The 16,834-nt window shown below is 62.4% G+C and carries 14 protein-coding genes; 3 read left to right on the plus strand and 11 right to left on the minus strand.

Annotated features, from left to right (window positions below):
• Position 1: 1 nt before the first annotated feature.
• The 3 genes from JHW44_RS19370 to JHW44_RS19380 all read right to left on the minus strand — a co-directional run bounded on the left by JHW44_RS19370 (position 2) and on the right by JHW44_RS19380 (position 3,801).
• Positions 2–1,852, minus strand: coding sequence for a TRAP transporter large permease (locus tag JHW44_RS19370; RefSeq protein ID WP_218822560.1), 1,851 nt, complete (start codon positions 1,850–1,852; stop codon positions 2–4).
• Between the two features lie 60 nt (positions 1,853–1,912).
• Entirely contained in the window at positions 1,913–2,938 is a 1,026-nt protein-coding gene (locus JHW44_RS19375; RefSeq protein WP_089344141.1) for a TRAP transporter substrate-binding protein, read from the minus strand.
• 146 nt (positions 2,939–3,084) lie between these two features.
• A complete protein-coding gene (locus JHW44_RS19380) occupies positions 3,085–3,801 on the minus strand; it encodes a GntR family transcriptional regulator (protein WP_245847035.1) in 717 nt (238 codons plus the stop codon).
• A gap of 118 nt (positions 3,802–3,919) precedes the next feature.
• Between JHW44_RS19380 and uxuA the strand changes: the two genes are divergently transcribed.
• Both uxuA and JHW44_RS19390 read left to right on the plus strand, forming a co-directional pair.
• A complete protein-coding gene (gene uxuA / locus JHW44_RS19385; protein WP_089344142.1) occupies positions 3,920–5,137 on the plus strand; it encodes a mannonate dehydratase in 1,218 nt (405 codons plus the stop codon).
• Positions 5,138–5,258: 121 nt separating this feature from the next.
• Positions 5,259–6,125, plus strand: a complete 867-nt coding sequence (locus tag JHW44_RS19390; protein WP_089344143.1) for a GNAT family N-acetyltransferase — start codon at positions 5,259–5,261, stop codon at positions 6,123–6,125.
• Here the strand turns inward: JHW44_RS19390 and JHW44_RS19395 are convergent.
• Positions 6,122–7,441, minus strand: a complete 1,320-nt coding sequence (locus tag JHW44_RS19395; RefSeq protein WP_089344144.1) for an NAD(P)/FAD-dependent oxidoreductase — start codon at positions 7,439–7,441, stop codon at positions 6,122–6,124. The genes JHW44_RS19390 and JHW44_RS19395 overlap by 4 nt on opposite strands.
• A gap of 214 nt (positions 7,442–7,655) precedes the next feature.
• Here JHW44_RS19395 and JHW44_RS19400 point away from each other — a divergent pair, with 214 nt between their 5' ends.
• Positions 7,656–8,132 (plus strand): Lrp/AsnC family transcriptional regulator, encoded by a 477-nt coding sequence (locus tag JHW44_RS19400; RefSeq protein WP_089344145.1) that lies wholly within the window; start codon positions 7,656–7,658, stop codon positions 8,130–8,132.
• Here the strand turns inward: JHW44_RS19400 and JHW44_RS19405 are convergent.
• The 7 genes from JHW44_RS19405 to JHW44_RS19435 form a co-directional block, all read right to left on the minus strand.
• Entirely contained in the window at positions 8,129–9,793 is a 1,665-nt protein-coding gene (locus JHW44_RS19405) for an ABC transporter ATP-binding protein (protein WP_089344146.1), read from the minus strand. The genes JHW44_RS19400 and JHW44_RS19405 overlap by 4 nt on opposite strands.
• Positions 9,790–10,632 (minus strand): ABC transporter permease, encoded by an 843-nt coding sequence (locus JHW44_RS19410; protein ID WP_089344147.1) that lies wholly within the window; start codon positions 10,630–10,632, stop codon positions 9,790–9,792. Before JHW44_RS19410 ends, JHW44_RS19405 begins: the two co-directional genes overlap by 4 nt.
• Positions 10,632–11,585, minus strand: coding sequence for an ABC transporter permease (locus tag JHW44_RS19415; RefSeq protein ID WP_089344148.1), 954 nt, complete (start codon positions 11,583–11,585; stop codon positions 10,632–10,634). The genes JHW44_RS19410 and JHW44_RS19415 overlap by 1 nt, the downstream gene beginning before the upstream one ends.
• Before the next feature lie 48 nt (positions 11,586–11,633).
• A complete protein-coding gene (locus tag JHW44_RS19420; RefSeq protein ID WP_089344197.1) occupies positions 11,634–13,247 on the minus strand; it encodes an ABC transporter substrate-binding protein in 1,614 nt (537 codons plus the stop codon).
• Between the two features lie 315 nt (positions 13,248–13,562).
• Positions 13,563–14,471, minus strand: a complete 909-nt coding sequence (locus JHW44_RS19425) for a 2-hydroxyacid dehydrogenase (protein WP_089344149.1) — start codon at positions 14,469–14,471, stop codon at positions 13,563–13,565.
• Positions 14,471–15,847: an aminotransferase class III-fold pyridoxal phosphate-dependent enzyme gene (locus JHW44_RS19430; RefSeq protein WP_089344150.1), complete on the minus strand. Its 1,377-nt coding sequence runs from the start codon at positions 15,845–15,847 to the stop codon at positions 14,471–14,473. The genes JHW44_RS19425 and JHW44_RS19430 overlap by 1 nt, the downstream gene beginning before the upstream one ends.
• A 12-nt stretch (positions 15,848–15,859) precedes the next feature.
• Positions 15,860–16,690: a GNAT family N-acetyltransferase gene (locus JHW44_RS19435; protein WP_089344151.1), complete on the minus strand. Its 831-nt coding sequence runs from the start codon at positions 16,688–16,690 to the stop codon at positions 15,860–15,862.
• Between the last annotated feature and the right edge of the window lie 144 nt (positions 16,691–16,834).

Genomic DNA, 16,834 nt, shown 5'->3' on the forward strand with positions numbered 1-16,834 from the left:
CTCAAGGCCCGAACCACTGGATCGGCAGTAAAGTGATCTGCGGGATCATCGTCACCAGCAGCAAGACAACGACCTGCGCCGCGATAAAGGGAAGGATGGCGCGGAACACCGACGAAGATGGTGCCCCCCCGACGCGGGCCGTGGTGAAGACCAGCACCCCCAGAGGCGGCGTCAGCGCCCCGATCACCAGGTTCATCACGATAATGATTCCGAATTGCAGCGGATCGACGCCCGCAGCCACCACGACCGGCACGAGGATCGGCACAAGGATAACCATGGCGGCAATCATCTCGATGAACAGTCCGACAAAAACCAGAAACAGATTGATCACCAAAAGCAGAAGCAGCCGGTTCCCGGTCAGGGCCGCCAGCCATTCGGCGATCTTCTGCGGGGTTTGTTCAAAGGTCAGAATCCAGGCAAACGGCGACGCTGCCGCAATGATCACCGCCACCGCGACGGTGTCCTCGACCGCTTCGCGAAACGCATGGGCAAGATTTCGGGCCGTCAGACCGCGATAGATCAGCGCGCCGCAGAACAATGCAAAGACAAAGGCCATGGCTCCGGCTTCCGTCGCGGTAAAGATCCCGAAGCGCACGCCGCCAACAATAAGCACCGGCAGGCACAGCGCCGGGGTGGCCAGCCAGAACGAGCGCCAGCGCACGGCGCCGCCAGAACGTTGTCTTGTGCCGCCATAGCCGTTGCGCACGGAAATGATCCAGGCCACCAGTGACAGCGCCATCGCCACCATGATCCCCGGCAGAATGGTTCCGACGAAGACTGCACCAACCGAGACCGATGCCAGAGCCGCATAGATGATCAGGCCCAGCCCCGGCGGGATCATATTTGCCAGTGTCGATGATGCTGCCGTCAGGGCGCAACTGAAAGAGCGGCTGTAGCCGTGTTTCTCCATCTCGGGCACCAGCAGCTTGGCCGTGGCCGAGGCATCGGCGGTCGAAGACCCCGAAACGCCCGCAAGCATGACATTGGTGACAATATTTGCCTGTGCCAGTCCCCCGCGGAAATGCCCGACCAGATGATAGGCCAGATCGACGATACGCACGGTGATCCCACCGACATTCATCACGGCGGCGGCAAGGATGAAGAAGGGAATGGCCAGCAGCGTAAAGGAATTCAGCGCGCCGGACATGTTCTGTGTGATCGTCACCAGCATCAGCGGCGGCAAGGGCGACAGCCCCGCGAAAGAGCCGATGACAAGTGCATAGACGATGGGCACCTCGGCAAAGATCAGGAACATCGTCACGACCATCAGGATCGCGGTGCTGCTGCTTTCCCCGAAAATTGCGCCACCACCTTCACGCAGGGCGTAATAGCCGACGATCCCCGTGACCAGCGACGCCAGTCCGCTCCACCATGCAAAGCCGCGCACGGGTGCGCTCAGCAACACAAGCGTCAGCCCTGCCCCGACCGGAACGGCCATGAACAGATAGCGCAGCGGCACCCGCAGCGCCGGCATGACCTGCATGGCGCGGCTCATGAAATCGATGCCATGGATGACAAGGATGATACAGCCGATCACCGTCATCACCCTGAGGAACAAGCGGTGCAGGGCCTGTGATCCTGCCGACAGCCGGGGGACGAAGAGTGAAATGGCAATATGTCGATCCCGAAAGGTCAGCAGCGCCATGCCCAGAAAGACCGCCCAGACAAAACAGAACTGGGCGGCCTCTTCGGGCCATGCCAATGACGCGTTCAGCACATAGCGGCAAAAGACCTGCAGCACGACAACCGCGGTCGCGCAAAGCATCAGCAGGACGGCTATCGGTTCCAGGACATTCGCCAGCATGCGGTAGGGCCGTGCCGGAATATCATGTGGCGGATTGTTGCTGTTCAAGATGTTCTCCCCGTCATCTTCCGCCCCATGGCAGACCCCGCAGGGCAGAAGACAGACGCCTTAGCCAAGCGCGCGGATCTTCGCGATCATCGCGGCGGTTTCAGGGCTGGTTGCGCCGAATTCCTCATAGAGGCCGGCGGATTTTTCTTCCCAGCGGGCCTTTTCCTCGGCGGGGAACGGATTGACCACGCAGCCTGCAGCCTTGAGGTCTTCCAACGCCTGATCGGCCCCGGCGCGGTTGATGCTGCGCTGCTCGGCAAAGGCTTCTTTCGCAGAACTGCGGCACAGTTCCTGCAGATCAGCGGGCAAGCCATCCAGCCATGCGGCATTCATGCGGATCGCCTTGGGCAGGAACCAGTGATAGGTCGGCAGGATATTCTGCGCCTGTTCATGCCATTTGAAGCCCAGCACCGAGAAGTAATCGGAATCCAGACCGTCGATCACCCCAGTCGACAGCGCGGAATATTGCTCGGAATAGGGCAGCGGCGTGGGGTTGGCGCCCAAGGTCTTCCAGAAATCCACCCAGATGCGCACTTCGGGCACCCGCAGCTTGACACCCTGCAGGCTGGCCAGATCGGTCACGGGCACCTTGGTCAGAAGATGACGGAAGCCGACCTCGCCATAGGCGATGAATTCAACGCCCGTCTTCTCCCGCGCGATCTGGCTGATTTCCTGCCCGATATCCCCTTGCAGAACTGCATCGACATGGGCCTCGTTCTTGTAGATGAAACCCGGCGCACCTGCGGTCGCGGCAATTTCGGGGGCGATGGCCTCTTCGCTGTCCGGGCCTGCCGCGGTGACCTGGATCGTGCCGATCCGGCTCATTTCCAGCAGTTGCGCCAGTCCGCCAAGCTGGCTGGCGGGGAAATGCTGGGCATCAATACGTCCCTCGCTGCGTTCGTTCAGCATGGTCGCCCAACTGTCGAAAGCATTGGTGAAAGGCGATCCGATGGCCTCGGAATGCGCGATCTTGCAGACATATTTGTCCTGTGCCCAAGCCGTGCGCATCAGCGCCGGCGTGGCAAGGGCGGCAGCCCCCAGTTGCAGCACGCTGCGCCGGGCAATCCCTGTTCTGTTCGAAGTCATCTCTCTCTCCCTTGGTAACCCTGTCCATCATAAGGCGATGGTTCAGAGTGATTGTCCGACCTGCCTCCACCAAGAATGGCGGCCCGGACCCGCTGCCCCTCCATGGCAGCGGATCTGGCCGGAAAGTGGCATATGCCCGCGATCCCTCATCGCGACATATCCGTGACGAAAAAATCGGGTTTGGCCGCTGCGACGACCGGAATGTCGTCAAGGATCCGCCGCAGATGCAGCCGCATCCTCTGTTCGGCTTCATCGGCCTGACCGGCCCTGATCGCATCCACGATCTGACGATGCTGCCGGACCAGGATTTCACGGGGAAACTGGCTGGCACTCAGGTGGCGCACACGGTCCATCTGGGTGCGCAGCGATTTCAGGAAGCTCCATCCCGCACCCTGCCCCGCGATCTCGGCAATCATGCGGTGAAAGGCCTCGTCCAGCGCCATGAATGCCTGCGGATCACTGTCATCGACGGCCGATTCCTGAGCCGCGATATTGCCGTCCAGCTCTGCCAGCATATCGGCATCGGCGCGATCCGTGGCGGCACGGACAATATCGGCCTCGACAGCCTCGCGGACGAATTGCGCGGCAAGAACCGATGCCACGTCGATCCGGCTGACAAAGCTGCCGCGCTGGGGGCGGATGTCGATCAGCCCGGCCTCGGACAGCTTGATAAAGGCTTCGCGCACGGGCTGGCGACTGGTGCTGTAAAAGGCCGCGACATCGACCTCGGACAGCCGCGTGCCCGGTTCCAGCTCGCCGCGCACGATACGATTGCGCAATCTCAGGAACAACTGCGGACTGACCGCCACGCCCGGATCGAGCGGCGCATCCATGTCCTGCCTGTCGCCCGGAAAATTATCCATGCTCTCCCCCATGCGAATAATCCTGCAAGAAAGTTACCATACTAGTCAACATATATTCCGGATGTTACTCTGCTGATGTGGCAGAAGTTGATGTCGCGACATTTCAGGGGGGACAATCATGAAACGGACATGGCGCTGGTTTGGCCCGAAGGATAGCGTTTCAATCGACGCCATGTTGCAGGCCGGTGTTCAGGGTGTGGTCTCGGCATTACATCATGTTCCAACCGGAACCGTCTGGTCTTGCGAAGAAATTTCTCGCCGCAAGAAAGAGATCGCCACCCGCCCGTCTGGCGAACCATCCGGGCTGGAATGGGAAATCGTCGAAAGCCTGCCGGTCTCGGAGGACATCAAGCGCCAGACCGGTGCCTGGCGTGATCACATCGCGGCGTGGGAGCAATCGCTGCACAATCTGCACGCCGCCGGCATCCGGGTGATCTGCTATAATTTCATGCCGGTTCTGGACTGGACGCGCACGGATCTGGCCTACCGGCTGCCCGGCGGTGCCACCTGCATGCGTTTTGATCTGTCGGTCTTTGCGACCTTTGACATCCATATTCTCGGCCGCGCCGGTGCCAGTGACGACTATGCGCCCCAGGTGGTCGCTGCCGCCAATCGGCATTTCACGGAAATGACCGATGCCGATATTCAGGCATTGGTGCGCAATATCGTCTTTGGCCTGCCCGGTGCAGCCGAGAATTTCTCGCTGGAGGATCTGCGCTATCATCTGGCCGCCTATGACGGGCTGGGCGAGGACGGGCTGCGCGCCAATCTGATCGACTTCCTGACCGAAGTTGCCCCGCTCGCCCAGCAGTTGGACATGCGCTTGTGCTGCCACCCCGACGATCCGCCGACCCCGCTGCTGGGCCTGCCACGGATCATGTCGACGCAATCCGATTACACCCGCATTCTGGATGAAGTTGACCTGATGTCGAATGGGGTCACCCTGTGTTCGGGCTCTTTGGGTGCCCGGCCCGACAACGATTTGCCCGCCATGATGGATCACCTGGGGGATCGCGTGCATTTCCTGCATCTGCGCAATGTGAAACGCGAAGGTCCGGGCCCACGATGCAGCTTTCACGAAGCTGCTCATCTGGAAGGCGACACCGACATGGTCGCCCTCATTGCCGCCGTGCTGCGACAAGAGGCCAAACGACGCGCTCAGGGGCGCGAAGATATGTCGATTCCCTTCCGCCCGGATCACGGACAGGACATCCTTGACGATCTGGAACGCAACGCCCAGCCGGGCTATCCCTCGATCGGGCGGCTGAAAGGGCTGGCCGAACTGCGCGGAATCATCGCCGCCCTGTCGCATCCCGACCTCGGGACCGCGCTCTGACATCAGCTGTCTGGGCAGCTCTGCCATTTCACCTTGTCATTTCTGCTGTTTCGACGTGCAATCCGGCAAAACATGCCGAAGAAAACCGCTATGCTGGGCACATCAGAAACAGGCAGATCGCATGAGCAACGTGAACAACCGGCAACTGGACAGCTTTACCCTTGAAGCACGGGACATGACCCCGGCTGACATCCCCGCCCTGCACGAGCTTTCAGTGGCGGTCGGCTGGATGCACCGGGCTGAAGACTGGGCCGTCACGCTGGAACTGGGCGAAGGCATTTTCCTGACCGATGAAATCGGGCGGCCCGTCGGCTCTGCCATGTGGTTTCCCATGTCGGACGAGCTTGCAATGCTGGGTATGGTCATCACCACACCGCGCCTGCAGGAACGCGGCGCGGGACGCTGGATGATGGAACAGATCCTGTCGCGCACCGGAGGTCGGGATCTGGCGCTGAACGCCACACGCGCCGCCTTTCGCCTGTATCTTGCCCTGGATTTCCAACCCGGCCCGAAGGTCTGGCAGCATATGGGAATCGTCAGCGCGGTCCCCGAAGACAGTGGCCGGACCCGCCAGATGCGGGCAGAAGACCGCGCCGCGATCCATGCGCTGGACAGCCGCGCCTATGGCACGGACCGACACAACGCCCTGGAGCTGTTTCTGGATCAATCCGTGGGAACGGTGCTGGAGGAAGACGGCCAGATCACCGGCTATGCGCTGTGCCGCCGCTTTGGTCGTGGCCATGTGGTCGGCCCGATCATCGCGGCCACGCCACAGGATGCCGCAGCGCTGGCCGCCCCGCATATTGCCGCGCATCACGGACAATTCCTGCGCATCGACACGCGCGACACCGATGGGCCGTTCTTCCAGATGCTGACCGCCCATGGGCTGGCCCCGCGCGACAGCGTGACCTCCATGACCAGGGGCCGCGCGAGGGGGGGCGATCTGCAGGCGCATGTTTTCGCGCTTGCGAACCAGGCAGTCGGCTAGAAATCCGACACCTTGCCCCAGCTTGAAGTGGAAAAGCGCTCAGGGTGATAGGCCGCCGGATCAATCAACGGCGTCTCTCCCGTCACCATGGCGGCGATCATCTCGCCCGCCCCGGGGCCGATGCCGAAACCATGACCGCTGAAGCCCGCGGCCAGCACAAAGCCGGGCAACGAGGTTTCGCCGATCGCCGGAACCCCGTCGGGTGTGCTGTCGATATATCCTGCCCAGCTGGCCTGAACCGTTGCCCTGGCCATGCCGGGGATCAGGGCACAGGCGCGCTGATGGGTCAGGCGGATCGTCGCGGCATCCGGTGTCGGGTCCAGAATCCGCATCCGCTCCATCGGCGTTTCACGATCCAGCGCCCATTTCGCGCGCGTCTCATGCCCCGAACACCAGCCCTCGGTCCCGCCGGGGCGCAGAACGCGCCAGCGCTTGGCGAACATCGGCAAGAAATGCTTGGCATATCGGATCTGCTGCGGCGTCGGATCGACGCGCGCATTGCCCGAAATCGCCAGCGTATAGCCACCGTCGCCGCGACGGGTCAGCGACACCGGTCCGGTGTGCAGGGCATCCGGTCCCTCTACGCCCGGTCCGACCGACATGATCGAGGATCTGACCGAGGCCTGCGGGAATCCCAATCCCTGCTGATGACAGAACGAGGACGCCCATGCGCCACCCGCCATGACCACTACGCCGGTACGGATCGTTCCATGTTCGGTCACGACGCCGGAAACGCGCCCGGCCTCGGTTTCCAACCCTCGCGCGGCGCAATTCTGATGCACCGTGCCGCCTGCATTCATGATCCCGCGGGCTATCACCGGACAGGCGCGGCTGGGATCGGCGATCCCGTCATCAGGCGAAAAGACCCCGCCCAGCCAGTCGCGGTTGGTCACGGCACCACGTGTTCTTGCCTCGGCAGCACCAAGAACATGCGAGGTGACACCCAGGCCTCGGGCCATGTCGCGCCAACGCGCCCAGCCGGCGATCTCGGCCTCGTCATTGGACAGGTAAAGCAGGCCGCTGCGACGAAAACCGGGATCTTCGCCGATGTCCCTGGCCAGCGTGGCCCACAGATCAAGGCTGCGCGTTGCCATCGGCAGTTCTCGCGCATCGCGGTTCTGCTGGCGGCACCACCCCCAGTTGCGGCTGGATTGCTCGGCACCGATGCGGCCCTTTTCCAGCAGCGCGACGGCCACGCCCTTGCGGGCCAGGTAATAGGCGGTGGCACAGCCGACAATGCCCCCGCCGATCACCACCACATCGGCGGTCCGGGGCAGGTCGACTGTCGTCTCTATCGTCAAAAGGGGTGCGGGCATCAGATTCTCCTGTCCGGAACAAACTGGCATGCCCTCTCGATGCAGTGTTGCTTGCTTGTGCAAAAATTCAGCATAATCTGCCGTTTCAGCAACCTCTGCCACAAGCTATGTTTGCAAAAGGTTTTCACGCATTTTTGCCCAGCAGAAGGTCGTGAGATCTTGATCATACCGCATGATATGCTATCGCCATGACGCATCCATTCAAGGAAAAGCGATGAAGCTTGATCGCATCGATATCCGCATCCTTCACGAACTGCAGCGCAATGGTCGCATCACCAATGTCGAGCTGGCCGAACTGGTTCATCTGTCGCCCAGCCCCTGTCTGATGCGGGTCAAGAAACTGCAAAAGGCGGGATATATCACCGGCTATTCAGCACAGATCAATATCGCCAAGCTGGGTCCGATCCTGACCGTCTTTACCGAGGTGACGCTGAAGAACCACCGTCAGATCGATTTCGCGCGTTTCCAGCAGGCGCTGGAGCGCATTGACGAAGCCGTGGAATGCCACCTGATCTCGGGCGGATACGATTACCTGGTCAAATTCGTGACCGCCGGGATCAGCGACTATCAGGAAATCATGGAACGCCTGGTCGACGCCGAGGTCGGGATCGACAAGTATTTCAGCTTTGTCGTCATCAAGACCCCTTTTGCCAAGTCGCATCTGCCCTTGCACAACCTGTTCGAGGTCTAGCGCGCAGCCCAGGCATCGGCAAATCCGGGGTCCTGATCCAGCCCGTCCAGCCAGCCGGTGTCCAGTTTGGGCACGGATGCGAACAGCAGCTTGGAATAGGGATCGCGTGCGGATCGATGCAGCGCATCTGCGGGCAGGGTCTCGACCATGCGTCCGTGATGCATGACCATGACATCATCGCAAATTGCCTCGACCGTGGACAGATCATGGCTGATGAAGACATAGGACAGCTGCAATTCGCGCTGCAATTCCTTCAGCAGGTCGATCACCGCCGCCGCAACCACCGTATCCAGAGCCGAGGTGATCTCGTCACAAAGGATGATTTCCGGGTTGGCCGCCAGCGCGCGGGCAAGGTTCACCCGCTGCTTCTGTCCGCCCGACAACTCCCCCGGCAAGCGATGGCGCATGGCGCGCGGCAGATGCACCATGTCCAGCAGTTCGGCCACGCGTGCATCGCGTGCCGCCCCGCGGCTGCCGTGATAGAAAGTCAGGGGCCGCCCGATCACATCGCCGATGGGCTGGGCCGGATTCAGCGCGGTGTCTGCCAATTGGAACACGATCTGCAGCCGCCGCAATTCATCCAGAGACCGCCCCTTTAGCCCCGGTGCCAGCTTCTGGCCATCCAGCACGACGCTGCCCGAGACCGGCGGCAGCAATCCGGCAATGGCGCGGGCCAGCGTGGATTTCCCGCTGCCCGATTCCCCGATCACGCCCAGATTGCGGCCCCGGTCCAGCCTGCAGCTGACCTGATGCAGCGCCAGCTTGGGCGGCATCCCGTCGCGGCCGGGCCGGCCGTAGCCGGCCGTCACCTGATCCACCAGCAGCGCAGGCGTAGGGTCAGCCCCCTCGGCTGCGGCGGCTCTGACCTCGCCCGCGACGGGCTTGAAGGCCGCCAGAAGCGATTGGGTATAGGGATGGCGCGCGGCATGCAGGATTTGCTCGGCAGAGCCTTCCTCCTGGATCTCGCCACCTTTCAGCACGATGATGCGATCCGCGATCTGGGCCACCACGGCAAGATCATGGCTGACATAGACACCGGCCATGCCCCCCGCCTTCATCACCGACTTGAAGGCTCGCAACACCTCGATCTGGGTGGTGACATCCAGCGCAGTCGTCGGCTCGTCGAAAATCACCAGCTTTGGATCGCCGATCAGCGCCATCGCAGCAGCCAGGCGCTGCAACTGCCCGCCCGATACCTGATGCGGATAGCGCATGCCGATGTTTTCGGGATCGGGAAGGGCAAGGGCGCGAAAGACCTCGACCGCCTTGGAGCGTGCCTGCTCCATCGGCATCAGATCATGGATGCGAGCGGTTTCGATGACCTGATCAATCAGACGATGCGCGGGATTGAAGCCCGCCGCCGCGCTTTGGGGGACATAGGCGACATTCGTGCCACGCATCTTGGCGCGCGCGGCTTCACTGGCGGCGACCATGTTCACGCCGTCCACCGTGACCGAGCCGGACTTGAAATGACAGCCCGGGCGGACATGCCCCATCAGCGACAGGGCGATGGTGGTCTTGCCGCTGCCGGATTCCCCGATCAGGGCGACGATCTCTCCGGCATCAATCTTCAGGCTGACGCCCTTGATGATATCGACCTTGCGGCCGCTGTCAGTCACCGCACCCAGTTTCAGATCGCGAATTTCGGCAAAACTCATCATTCGCTCCTATCGCGGATACGGGTGGGCAGATTGTCGATCAGCAGGTTGACGCTGATTGTCAGGGTCGCAATCGCAATGGACGGCATGATCACGGCAGGCGCGCCAAAGGCCAGCCCGCCCATGTTTTCGCGCACCAGCGACCCCCAGTCGGCATTCGGGGGCTGCACACCCAGCCCAAGGAAAGACAGGCCCGACAGCAGCAGTACGATAAAGACGAAGCGCAGCCCCATGTCGGTCAGCACCGGTCCAAGGATGTTGGGCAGGATCTCGGACCGGATCAGATAGGGGGTGCGCTCTCCCCGCGCGCGGGCAACGGTGACGTAATCCATGGTGCTGATATTCACTGCCAGCGCCCGCGCAAAGCGATAGGACCCCGGTGTATAGATGACCGCCAGCACCCCGATCAGAACCGGGATCGAGGATCCGATGGCAGCCACCACCACCAGCCCGAACAGTTTGGAGGGGATCGAGCTGATCGCATCCAGCAGGCGGCTGATGACCGTATCTGTCCAGCCGCCGATGACCGCCGAGGTCATCCCCAGCAGGATGCCCGCCGTGCAGGCGATCAGCACCGCTGCCAGCGAAATTCCGACCGTATAGCGGGCTCCGGCCAGCACGCGCGACAGGATATCGCGTCCCAGATAGTCAGTTCCCATGGGAAACTGCGCCGAGATCGAACCAAAGAAATCATAGTCGACGATCTCGCCCGGCGGATGGGGGGTGATCCATGGGCCGATCACGGCAATGACGGCCCAGAACAGGATGACACAGGCGGCCAGGACACCGACGGGACTGACCTGCCAGCCAAGGCGGCGGGGTGTGGGAAGGGCAAGGGTCATCAGTGGCGCAACCTCGGGTTCGAAAGGATCGCGACGACATCGGCGATCGTGATAAGAAGCAGATAGCCAAGGCAGAAGATCATCGCGCAGCCCTGGATCAGCGGCAGGTCGCGCGTCGCAACGGCATCAACCATCAGCTTGGCCACGCCGGGATAGTTGAAGATCGTCTCGACGATGATCACGCCGCCCAGCAGATAGGACAGCGACAGCGCCATCGCATTCACGATCGGCCCGATGGCATTGGGCAGCGCGTGGCGCAGCACCATGCGGCTGCGAGAGGCACCTTTCAGCAGAGCCATCTCGACATAGGGGGATTTCATCGTTTCGATGACCGCCGCCCGCGTCATGCGGATCATCTGGGCCGACACGACAAAGGTCAGGGTGATGACCGGCATGGCATAGGCGCGCAGGATGTCCCAGATGCCTTGGGTGCTGCCCCCAAAGGACAGCGCCGGCAACCAGCCCAGCCAGACCGCAAAGACCAGAACCGCAAGCGTGGCGACCATGAACTCTGGCACCGAGATGACGCCGACCACCAATGTGCTGATTGCACGGTCAAACAGGCTGCCCCGCCAGATCGCCGTCAGGATACCGAATGCCAGGGCGACCGGAACCGCGACAGAGGTGGTGATCGCGGCCAGTTTCAGCGTGTTTTCCAGGCGTGCGGCAATCAGTTCGGCCACTGCCATCCGGTTGGTATAGGAATGCCCCAGATCACCATGCAGCAACCCACCCAGCCAGTTGAGGAACCGCATGATCGCGGGCTGATCAAGGTGCATGGCCTCGCGCAGCCCGGCGACGGCCTCGGGCGTGGCGGCCTGCCCCAGCAGAACCTGCGCAACATCCCCGGGCAGCATTTCCGTGGCGGCAAAGACGATGAAACTGACGATCAGCAATGTGACCAGCGCCACGCCGACCCTGCCGGCGATCAAAGACAACACCTGCGAATTCATGGGTTTCCTTTCGGGAAGCGCGCCCCCGCCGAAACGGGGGCGGTTGAATCAGGCATCCAGCCAGACATATTCGGCAAAGGCATAGCCCATCTGACCGCCAAGCGGGCTGGGACGCAGGCCATGCAGCTTGGCGCTGTGAATGTCCACATTCGACAGGTAAAGTGGAATCGCGGTGCCCGCCTCATTCGAGATCATGACCTGCATTTCGTCATAGATTTCCTTGCGGCGCGCGAATTCCAGTTCGCCCCGCGCCTCCAGCAGCATCGAGTCGAATTTCTCGGACTGATACCGGCTTTCGTTCCAGGGTGCATCCGAGGCATAGAGCAGCGAGAACAGGATATCAGGCGTCGGACGCGGGTTGATATTGCCGAAATGCACCGGCGCCTTCAGCCAGTAATTCGACCAGTAGCCATCCGAGGGCACACGCTGGATGTCCAGGTTCATGCCGATTTCCGAACCCGCCTGTTGCAGGATCATCGCCATATCGGTGGCCGAACCGGCGGCATCCGAAGTCACGACCTCGATACGCTGACCCAGAAGGCCCGCCTTGTCGAACAGCGATTTGGCGCGCTCAGGGTCATATTCGCGTGGTTTCAGCTCGGCGTTGTGGAAGGCGCTGATCGGGGAAATGGGCTGATCGTTGGCGATCTCGGCCAGACCACGCAGGGCAGAGCGCTGGATCAACTCGCGGTTCAGCAGGTATTTCATTCCCTCGACGAAACCGGCCTTGTCCCCGGGCGACAGATCCAGCCGCATGTTCAGGTTGGTATAGTTCCCCGAGGTGGTCTTGGACAGGACCACTCCCGGTTGACCCTCGGCAATACGGGTATATTGCGGCTTGATCGTTGCGCCGAAATCGATGTCGCCGGACAGGACCGCATTGACGCGGGCATTGTCGTCCGAGATGCCGAAATATTCAAAGCTTTCCAGATGCGCCTTCTGGGGTTTGAAGTAATTTTCGTTCCGCACCCCGACGGACCGCACGCCGGGCTGGAACTCCTGCGACACAAAGGCACCGGTGCCATTGCCCTTGCTGAAATCGGTCGTGCCTTCGGCCACGATCATGAAGTGATGCATGGCAAGAATGGTCGGCAGGTCGGCATTGGCTGCTGCAAGCGTGATGCGGACCGTGGTCGGGTTCTCGGCCTTGACCTCGGCGATCTGTTTGGCAATCGTCGCGACCTTCGAACCTACGGCAGGATCACTGTGGCGCTGAAGGGAAAAGACCACATCATCGGCGGTCAGCGTCTTTCCGTTGTGGAAAGTCACGCCCGATTTCAGCTTGACCGTCCAGACCACGGCATCATCGCTTTCGATCGACTCGGCCAGTTCCATTTGCAACTGACCATGCTCATCAAGGATGGTCAGACGGTTGTAATAGGCGCAGCAGCGCACATAGTCGGTCGTCAGAGAGGCCGCCGCCGGATCCAGCGTGTCAGCGGTCGAGGACGACCATCCCGCCGCGCGCAGATGCCCACCACTGACCGGCGTCGCGGCCAGCGCCGCCGAAGCGCGCCCCAGGATCGATCCGCCCGCAACCGCGCCGATTCCACCCATCATGAACATGCGCAACAGGTCGCGACGGCTGGCACCGCGACGCAGGGCATTTTCAACCATCGCATCATCGGCGCTGGTCCAGTTGGTGACTTTCTTCTCTGACATGTTGATTTCCCTGTTTGCCAATCTATTCATTCTGTCGGGTCGATATCCTGTCGGCAGCCTGCCCGGCGCGGGCAGAGCAGCCGGTGCGGTAGTTCACTCCGGCGATGACCGCTAGCCGGATGAGATGGCCTGTCCATGTTCAACAGCAGATTCTGCCGGGAAGGACGGGTCGGCTGCGCTTCATGCAGGGTCTTGTCGCCCGACTTGGCAGCCAGTTTTACCCAAGGCCGGCAGTGAAAAACCCCGAATTGCAGCCCAAGGCAGCAGAATGTTCCGAACTGCCGCGCGACGGCGGCATCCCGTGGCGTGCCCCGCTCAATAGCCCTTGCTCCGATCGACCGAGCCGGGCACGTCCTGTCCGGCTCGGTGGGCGCGGATGCCGGCGATCACATGGGCGGCTCCCTCCTGCGCATCGGTCTGGCTGGCGACATGGGGCGTCACGATCACCCGCGGATCGCGCCACAACCAATGATCCGGGGGCAAGGGCTCGGGGTCCGTCACATCCAGAAAGGCCGAGGCCAGCCGGTTGTCCAGGGCGTGATGCAAGGCCGGCATGTTCAGCTGTGCGCCCCGTCCCAGATGAACCAGTCCTGCGCCTTCCGGCAGCGCAGAGAAGAGATCGTCATTCAGGATGTCGCGGGTTTCAGGCGTCAGGGGAAGCAGACAGATCAGGATATCGCTGCGCGCCAGAAATCCCGGCAGATCGGTAAAGCATTCCACGCCGTCGATCTGTTTGGCAGACCGGCTCCAACCCGCCAACGGAAAGCCGAAGGGTTGCAGAGCAGCCAGAACCGCCTGGCCCAACTGCCCCAGGCCCATGACTCCGATGCGTCGTTGCGCGGCGGGCCGGTTCGCGCGCGCCTGCCAGACGCCCTGCCGCCCCTGCTCCAGATAGGCCGGCAGATCACGATGCAGCGCCAGCGCCGCCATGACCGCCATTTCCTGCATCTGTCGCGCTATCCCTGGTTCAAGCATGCGCACAATGCCGACGTGATCGGGCAGCGCATCCATGTCGAACTGGTCAATGCCCGCCCCGACCGAAAAGATCAGCCGCAGGTTCGGCCATTGGTCCAGGTCCTTGGGCGGAGTCCAGGCAACCATATATTCCACCGCTGCCGGATCGGGGGCCGTTCCGACATGGAAAGGCAGATCCGGCAGATGCTGCGCAAAGCTGCGGGCAAAGACCTCGCCCCGCTTCGCTTCGGACAGATACAGCAGCGTCATCAGCGCATCGCCGCACGGATGTCCGGATCGCCCAGAGTCAAATCCAGCACCCTGCGCGTGCGCTCGACGATCTGATCGATCTCATCCGCCGTGCAGCACAGCGGCGGCGCATAGCCGAGAACACCCCATCCAAAGGCACGCAAGACCACGCCCTGATCCCAGGCCCGGTCAAAGATCCGGTTGGCGGGATCGGCTGCGGCGGGAAGGCGTGTCTTGGCGTCCTTGTCGGTCACCAGTTCGATGGCTGCCAGCATGCCGCGCCCCCGGACATCGCCAACCAGCGGGTGATCGGACAGAGAGGCCAGTCCGGCCTGCAACCGTTGGCCCATCACCTGCCCGTTCTCCAGCAATTCATCCTGATACAGATCCAGCACGGCCAGCCCCACCGCAGCCGAGACCGGATGCGCCGAATAGGTCTGGCCATGCCCGACAGCCGCCTTGCCTGCGCCATCTGCGATCACCTGATAGACATGATCGGACATGAAGACCGCACCCATCGGCACATAACCCGATGTCAGCCCCTTGGCCGTGGTGATGAAATCGGGAACGATGCCCTCATCCGCGCAGGCGAACAGCGGACCGGTGCGCCCGAATGCGGTAATCACCTCATCCGCAATGAACAGGATGTCCAGGCTGGCGCAAAGATCGCGCATCGCGGCCATCCAGCCCGGCGGTGGCACCAGGACCCCGCCCGAGCCCTGGATCGGCTCGACATAAAAGGCGGCGACATGCTCTGGCCCGCCCAGTTCCTCGACCTTGTCCAGCAGATGCTGACGAGATGCGGCAATGACCGTCTGCGGATCATTTCCAACCGGGTTGCGATACAGGTCATGAGTGGGAATCTTGTGCTGCCAGTCATATGGCACGCCAAAGCCCGCATGGAACGCCGGCAACGCGGTCAGCCCAGCCCCCGCCGTCGAGGACCCGTGGTAGCCCTGCTCGACCGAGATGAAATGCTGCTTTTGCGGCAGACCGCGCGCATGCCAGTAGTAGCGGACAAACCTGATCGTGCTGTCGACCGCATCCGAACCGCCAAGGGTGAAATAGACGTGATCCAGATCGCCCGGCGCGGCCTCGGCCAGACGCGCGGCCAGACGCACGGCAGGTTCGCTGCCCAGACCGAAATAGCCGGTCGCGTAGCAAAGATCCTGCATCTGCCGGGTGGCGGCCTCGATCACCTTTGGCTGACCATAGCCGGCGTTCACGCACCACAGACCGGCAAAGCCGTCGATCAGCTCGCGACCTTGGCCATCGCGGACGGTGGCACCCTGGCCATGGGTCAACAGGCGCACGCCCGCCTGTTCATGGCCACGCCAACTGGCGACGGGATGGATCAGATGATTGCGATCCAGTTCGACAAGGGAATTTGCAAGCATGAGGTGGTCCTTTCAACCAAGCGCCTGAGCGGCAAGGGCAAAGCTGCGGTTGGGGCCTGACGGCACCTGCGGGGCGGTCGACATCGACACGCCTCCTCCGGCGCGGGTCAGATTGATCGAGGTCAGCCAATCCGACAGGCCGCTGTCGGCCTGGGTATCGACGCGAATGAAGCTGCCGGGATGATCCGCCATCAGCCGCGACAGCAGACGTTGCGCGGTCCCGCTGTCAGGGGCGATCACCGGCCCGGCGACCAATCCGCGCCCAAAGGGCCGAATGCCTGCCCAGGCCGTGATCTGGCCATCCTGCGACAGCGCGGCGATTTGCCCGAGCGAGAGAATGGCATCGACCAGCGGTTTGCGTGCCATCCCGGTGGCCTGTTGGTCCAGAGCCGCCAGAGCGGCAGAATCTGCCGCCGAGGCCCAGCTGATCCCGGCATCCTGAACCTCCAGCGCGGCGACCTGCCCCTGATGCTGCACGATCTCGCCCAGATCGACGAAACCCATCTTGCGATAGAGCGGCAGCCCGGCCTGCGTCGCCACCAGACGGTATTCCGCGACATCTGCCGTTTCCATGGCGCGCTGAACCAATGTCCGTCCAAGGCCGCGCCCGCGCAGTGCCTCGCCCACGATGATCATATTGACCAGCCCGACCTGCCCAAAGCGTGTGGCCAGAGCAGTGCCTGCAACCTGATCACCAGCCAGGGCAACGACACCGCGGCTGAGCGACAGGAACATCTGCCAGTCCTCGGCCCGATGGGGCCAGCTTTCGGCGCGCGACAGGGCAAGGGCACCGGGAAGATGCGCGGCTTCGAAGGGCGTGATGGTCAGCGTGCTGTCAGGCATGATGTCTCCGGCAAGGCGTTGTTGCGCCCATTGTGACCGGTTCGGGCGGTGTTTGCTGTGCGACTGCGCCCCTTCAGCACAATCTTTCGCCGTTCGCGCCCCGCAAGGCCGCATGATCTGCTGCACGCCTTTCGATGATGACGA

The sequence above is a fragment of the Paracoccus seriniphilus genome, from assembly GCF_028553745.1.
Lineage (GTDB): Bacteria > Pseudomonadota > Alphaproteobacteria > Rhodobacterales > Rhodobacteraceae > Paracoccus > Paracoccus seriniphilus.

Bases quoted from the DNA above. Each gene is read 5' to 3' on its own strand.
- JHW44_RS19375 (WP_089344141.1), bottom strand. From the start codon at position 2,938: ATGACTTCGAACAGAACAGGGATTGCCCGGCGCAGCGTGCTGCAACTG.
- JHW44_RS19380 (WP_245847035.1), bottom strand. From the start codon at position 3,801: ATGGATAATTTTCCGGGCGACAGGCAGGACATGGATGCGCCGCTCGAT.
- uxuA (WP_089344142.1), top strand. From the start codon at position 3,920: ATGAAACGGACATGGCGCTGGTTTGGCCCGAAGGATAGCGTTTCAATC.
- JHW44_RS19390 (WP_089344143.1), top strand. From the start codon at position 5,259: ATGAGCAACGTGAACAACCGGCAACTGGACAGCTTTACCCTTGAAGCA.
- JHW44_RS19395 (WP_089344144.1), bottom strand. From the start codon at position 7,441: ATGCCCGCACCCCTTTTGACGATAGAGACGACAGTCGACCTGCCCCGG.
- JHW44_RS19400 (WP_089344145.1), top strand. From the start codon at position 7,656: ATGAAGCTTGATCGCATCGATATCCGCATCCTTCACGAACTGCAGCGC.
- JHW44_RS19405 (WP_089344146.1), bottom strand. From the start codon at position 9,793: ATGATGAGTTTTGCCGAAATTCGCGATCTGAAACTGGGTGCGGTGACT.
- JHW44_RS19410 (WP_089344147.1), bottom strand. From the start codon at position 10,632: ATGACCCTTGCCCTTCCCACACCCCGCCGCCTTGGCTGGCAGGTCAGT.
- JHW44_RS19415 (WP_089344148.1), bottom strand. From the start codon at position 11,585: ATGAATTCGCAGGTGTTGTCTTTGATCGCCGGCAGGGTCGGCGTGGCG.
- JHW44_RS19420 (WP_089344197.1), bottom strand. From the start codon at position 13,247: ATGTCAGAGAAGAAAGTCACCAACTGGACCAGCGCCGATGATGCGATG.
- JHW44_RS19425 (WP_089344149.1), bottom strand. From the start codon at position 14,471: ATGACGCTGCTGTATCTGTCCGAAGCGAAGCGGGGCGAGGTCTTTGCC.
- JHW44_RS19430 (WP_089344150.1), bottom strand. From the start codon at position 15,847: ATGCTTGCAAATTCCCTTGTCGAACTGGATCGCAATCATCTGATCCAT.
- JHW44_RS19435 (WP_089344151.1), bottom strand. From the start codon at position 16,690: ATGCCTGACAGCACGCTGACCATCACGCCCTTCGAAGCCGCGCATCTT.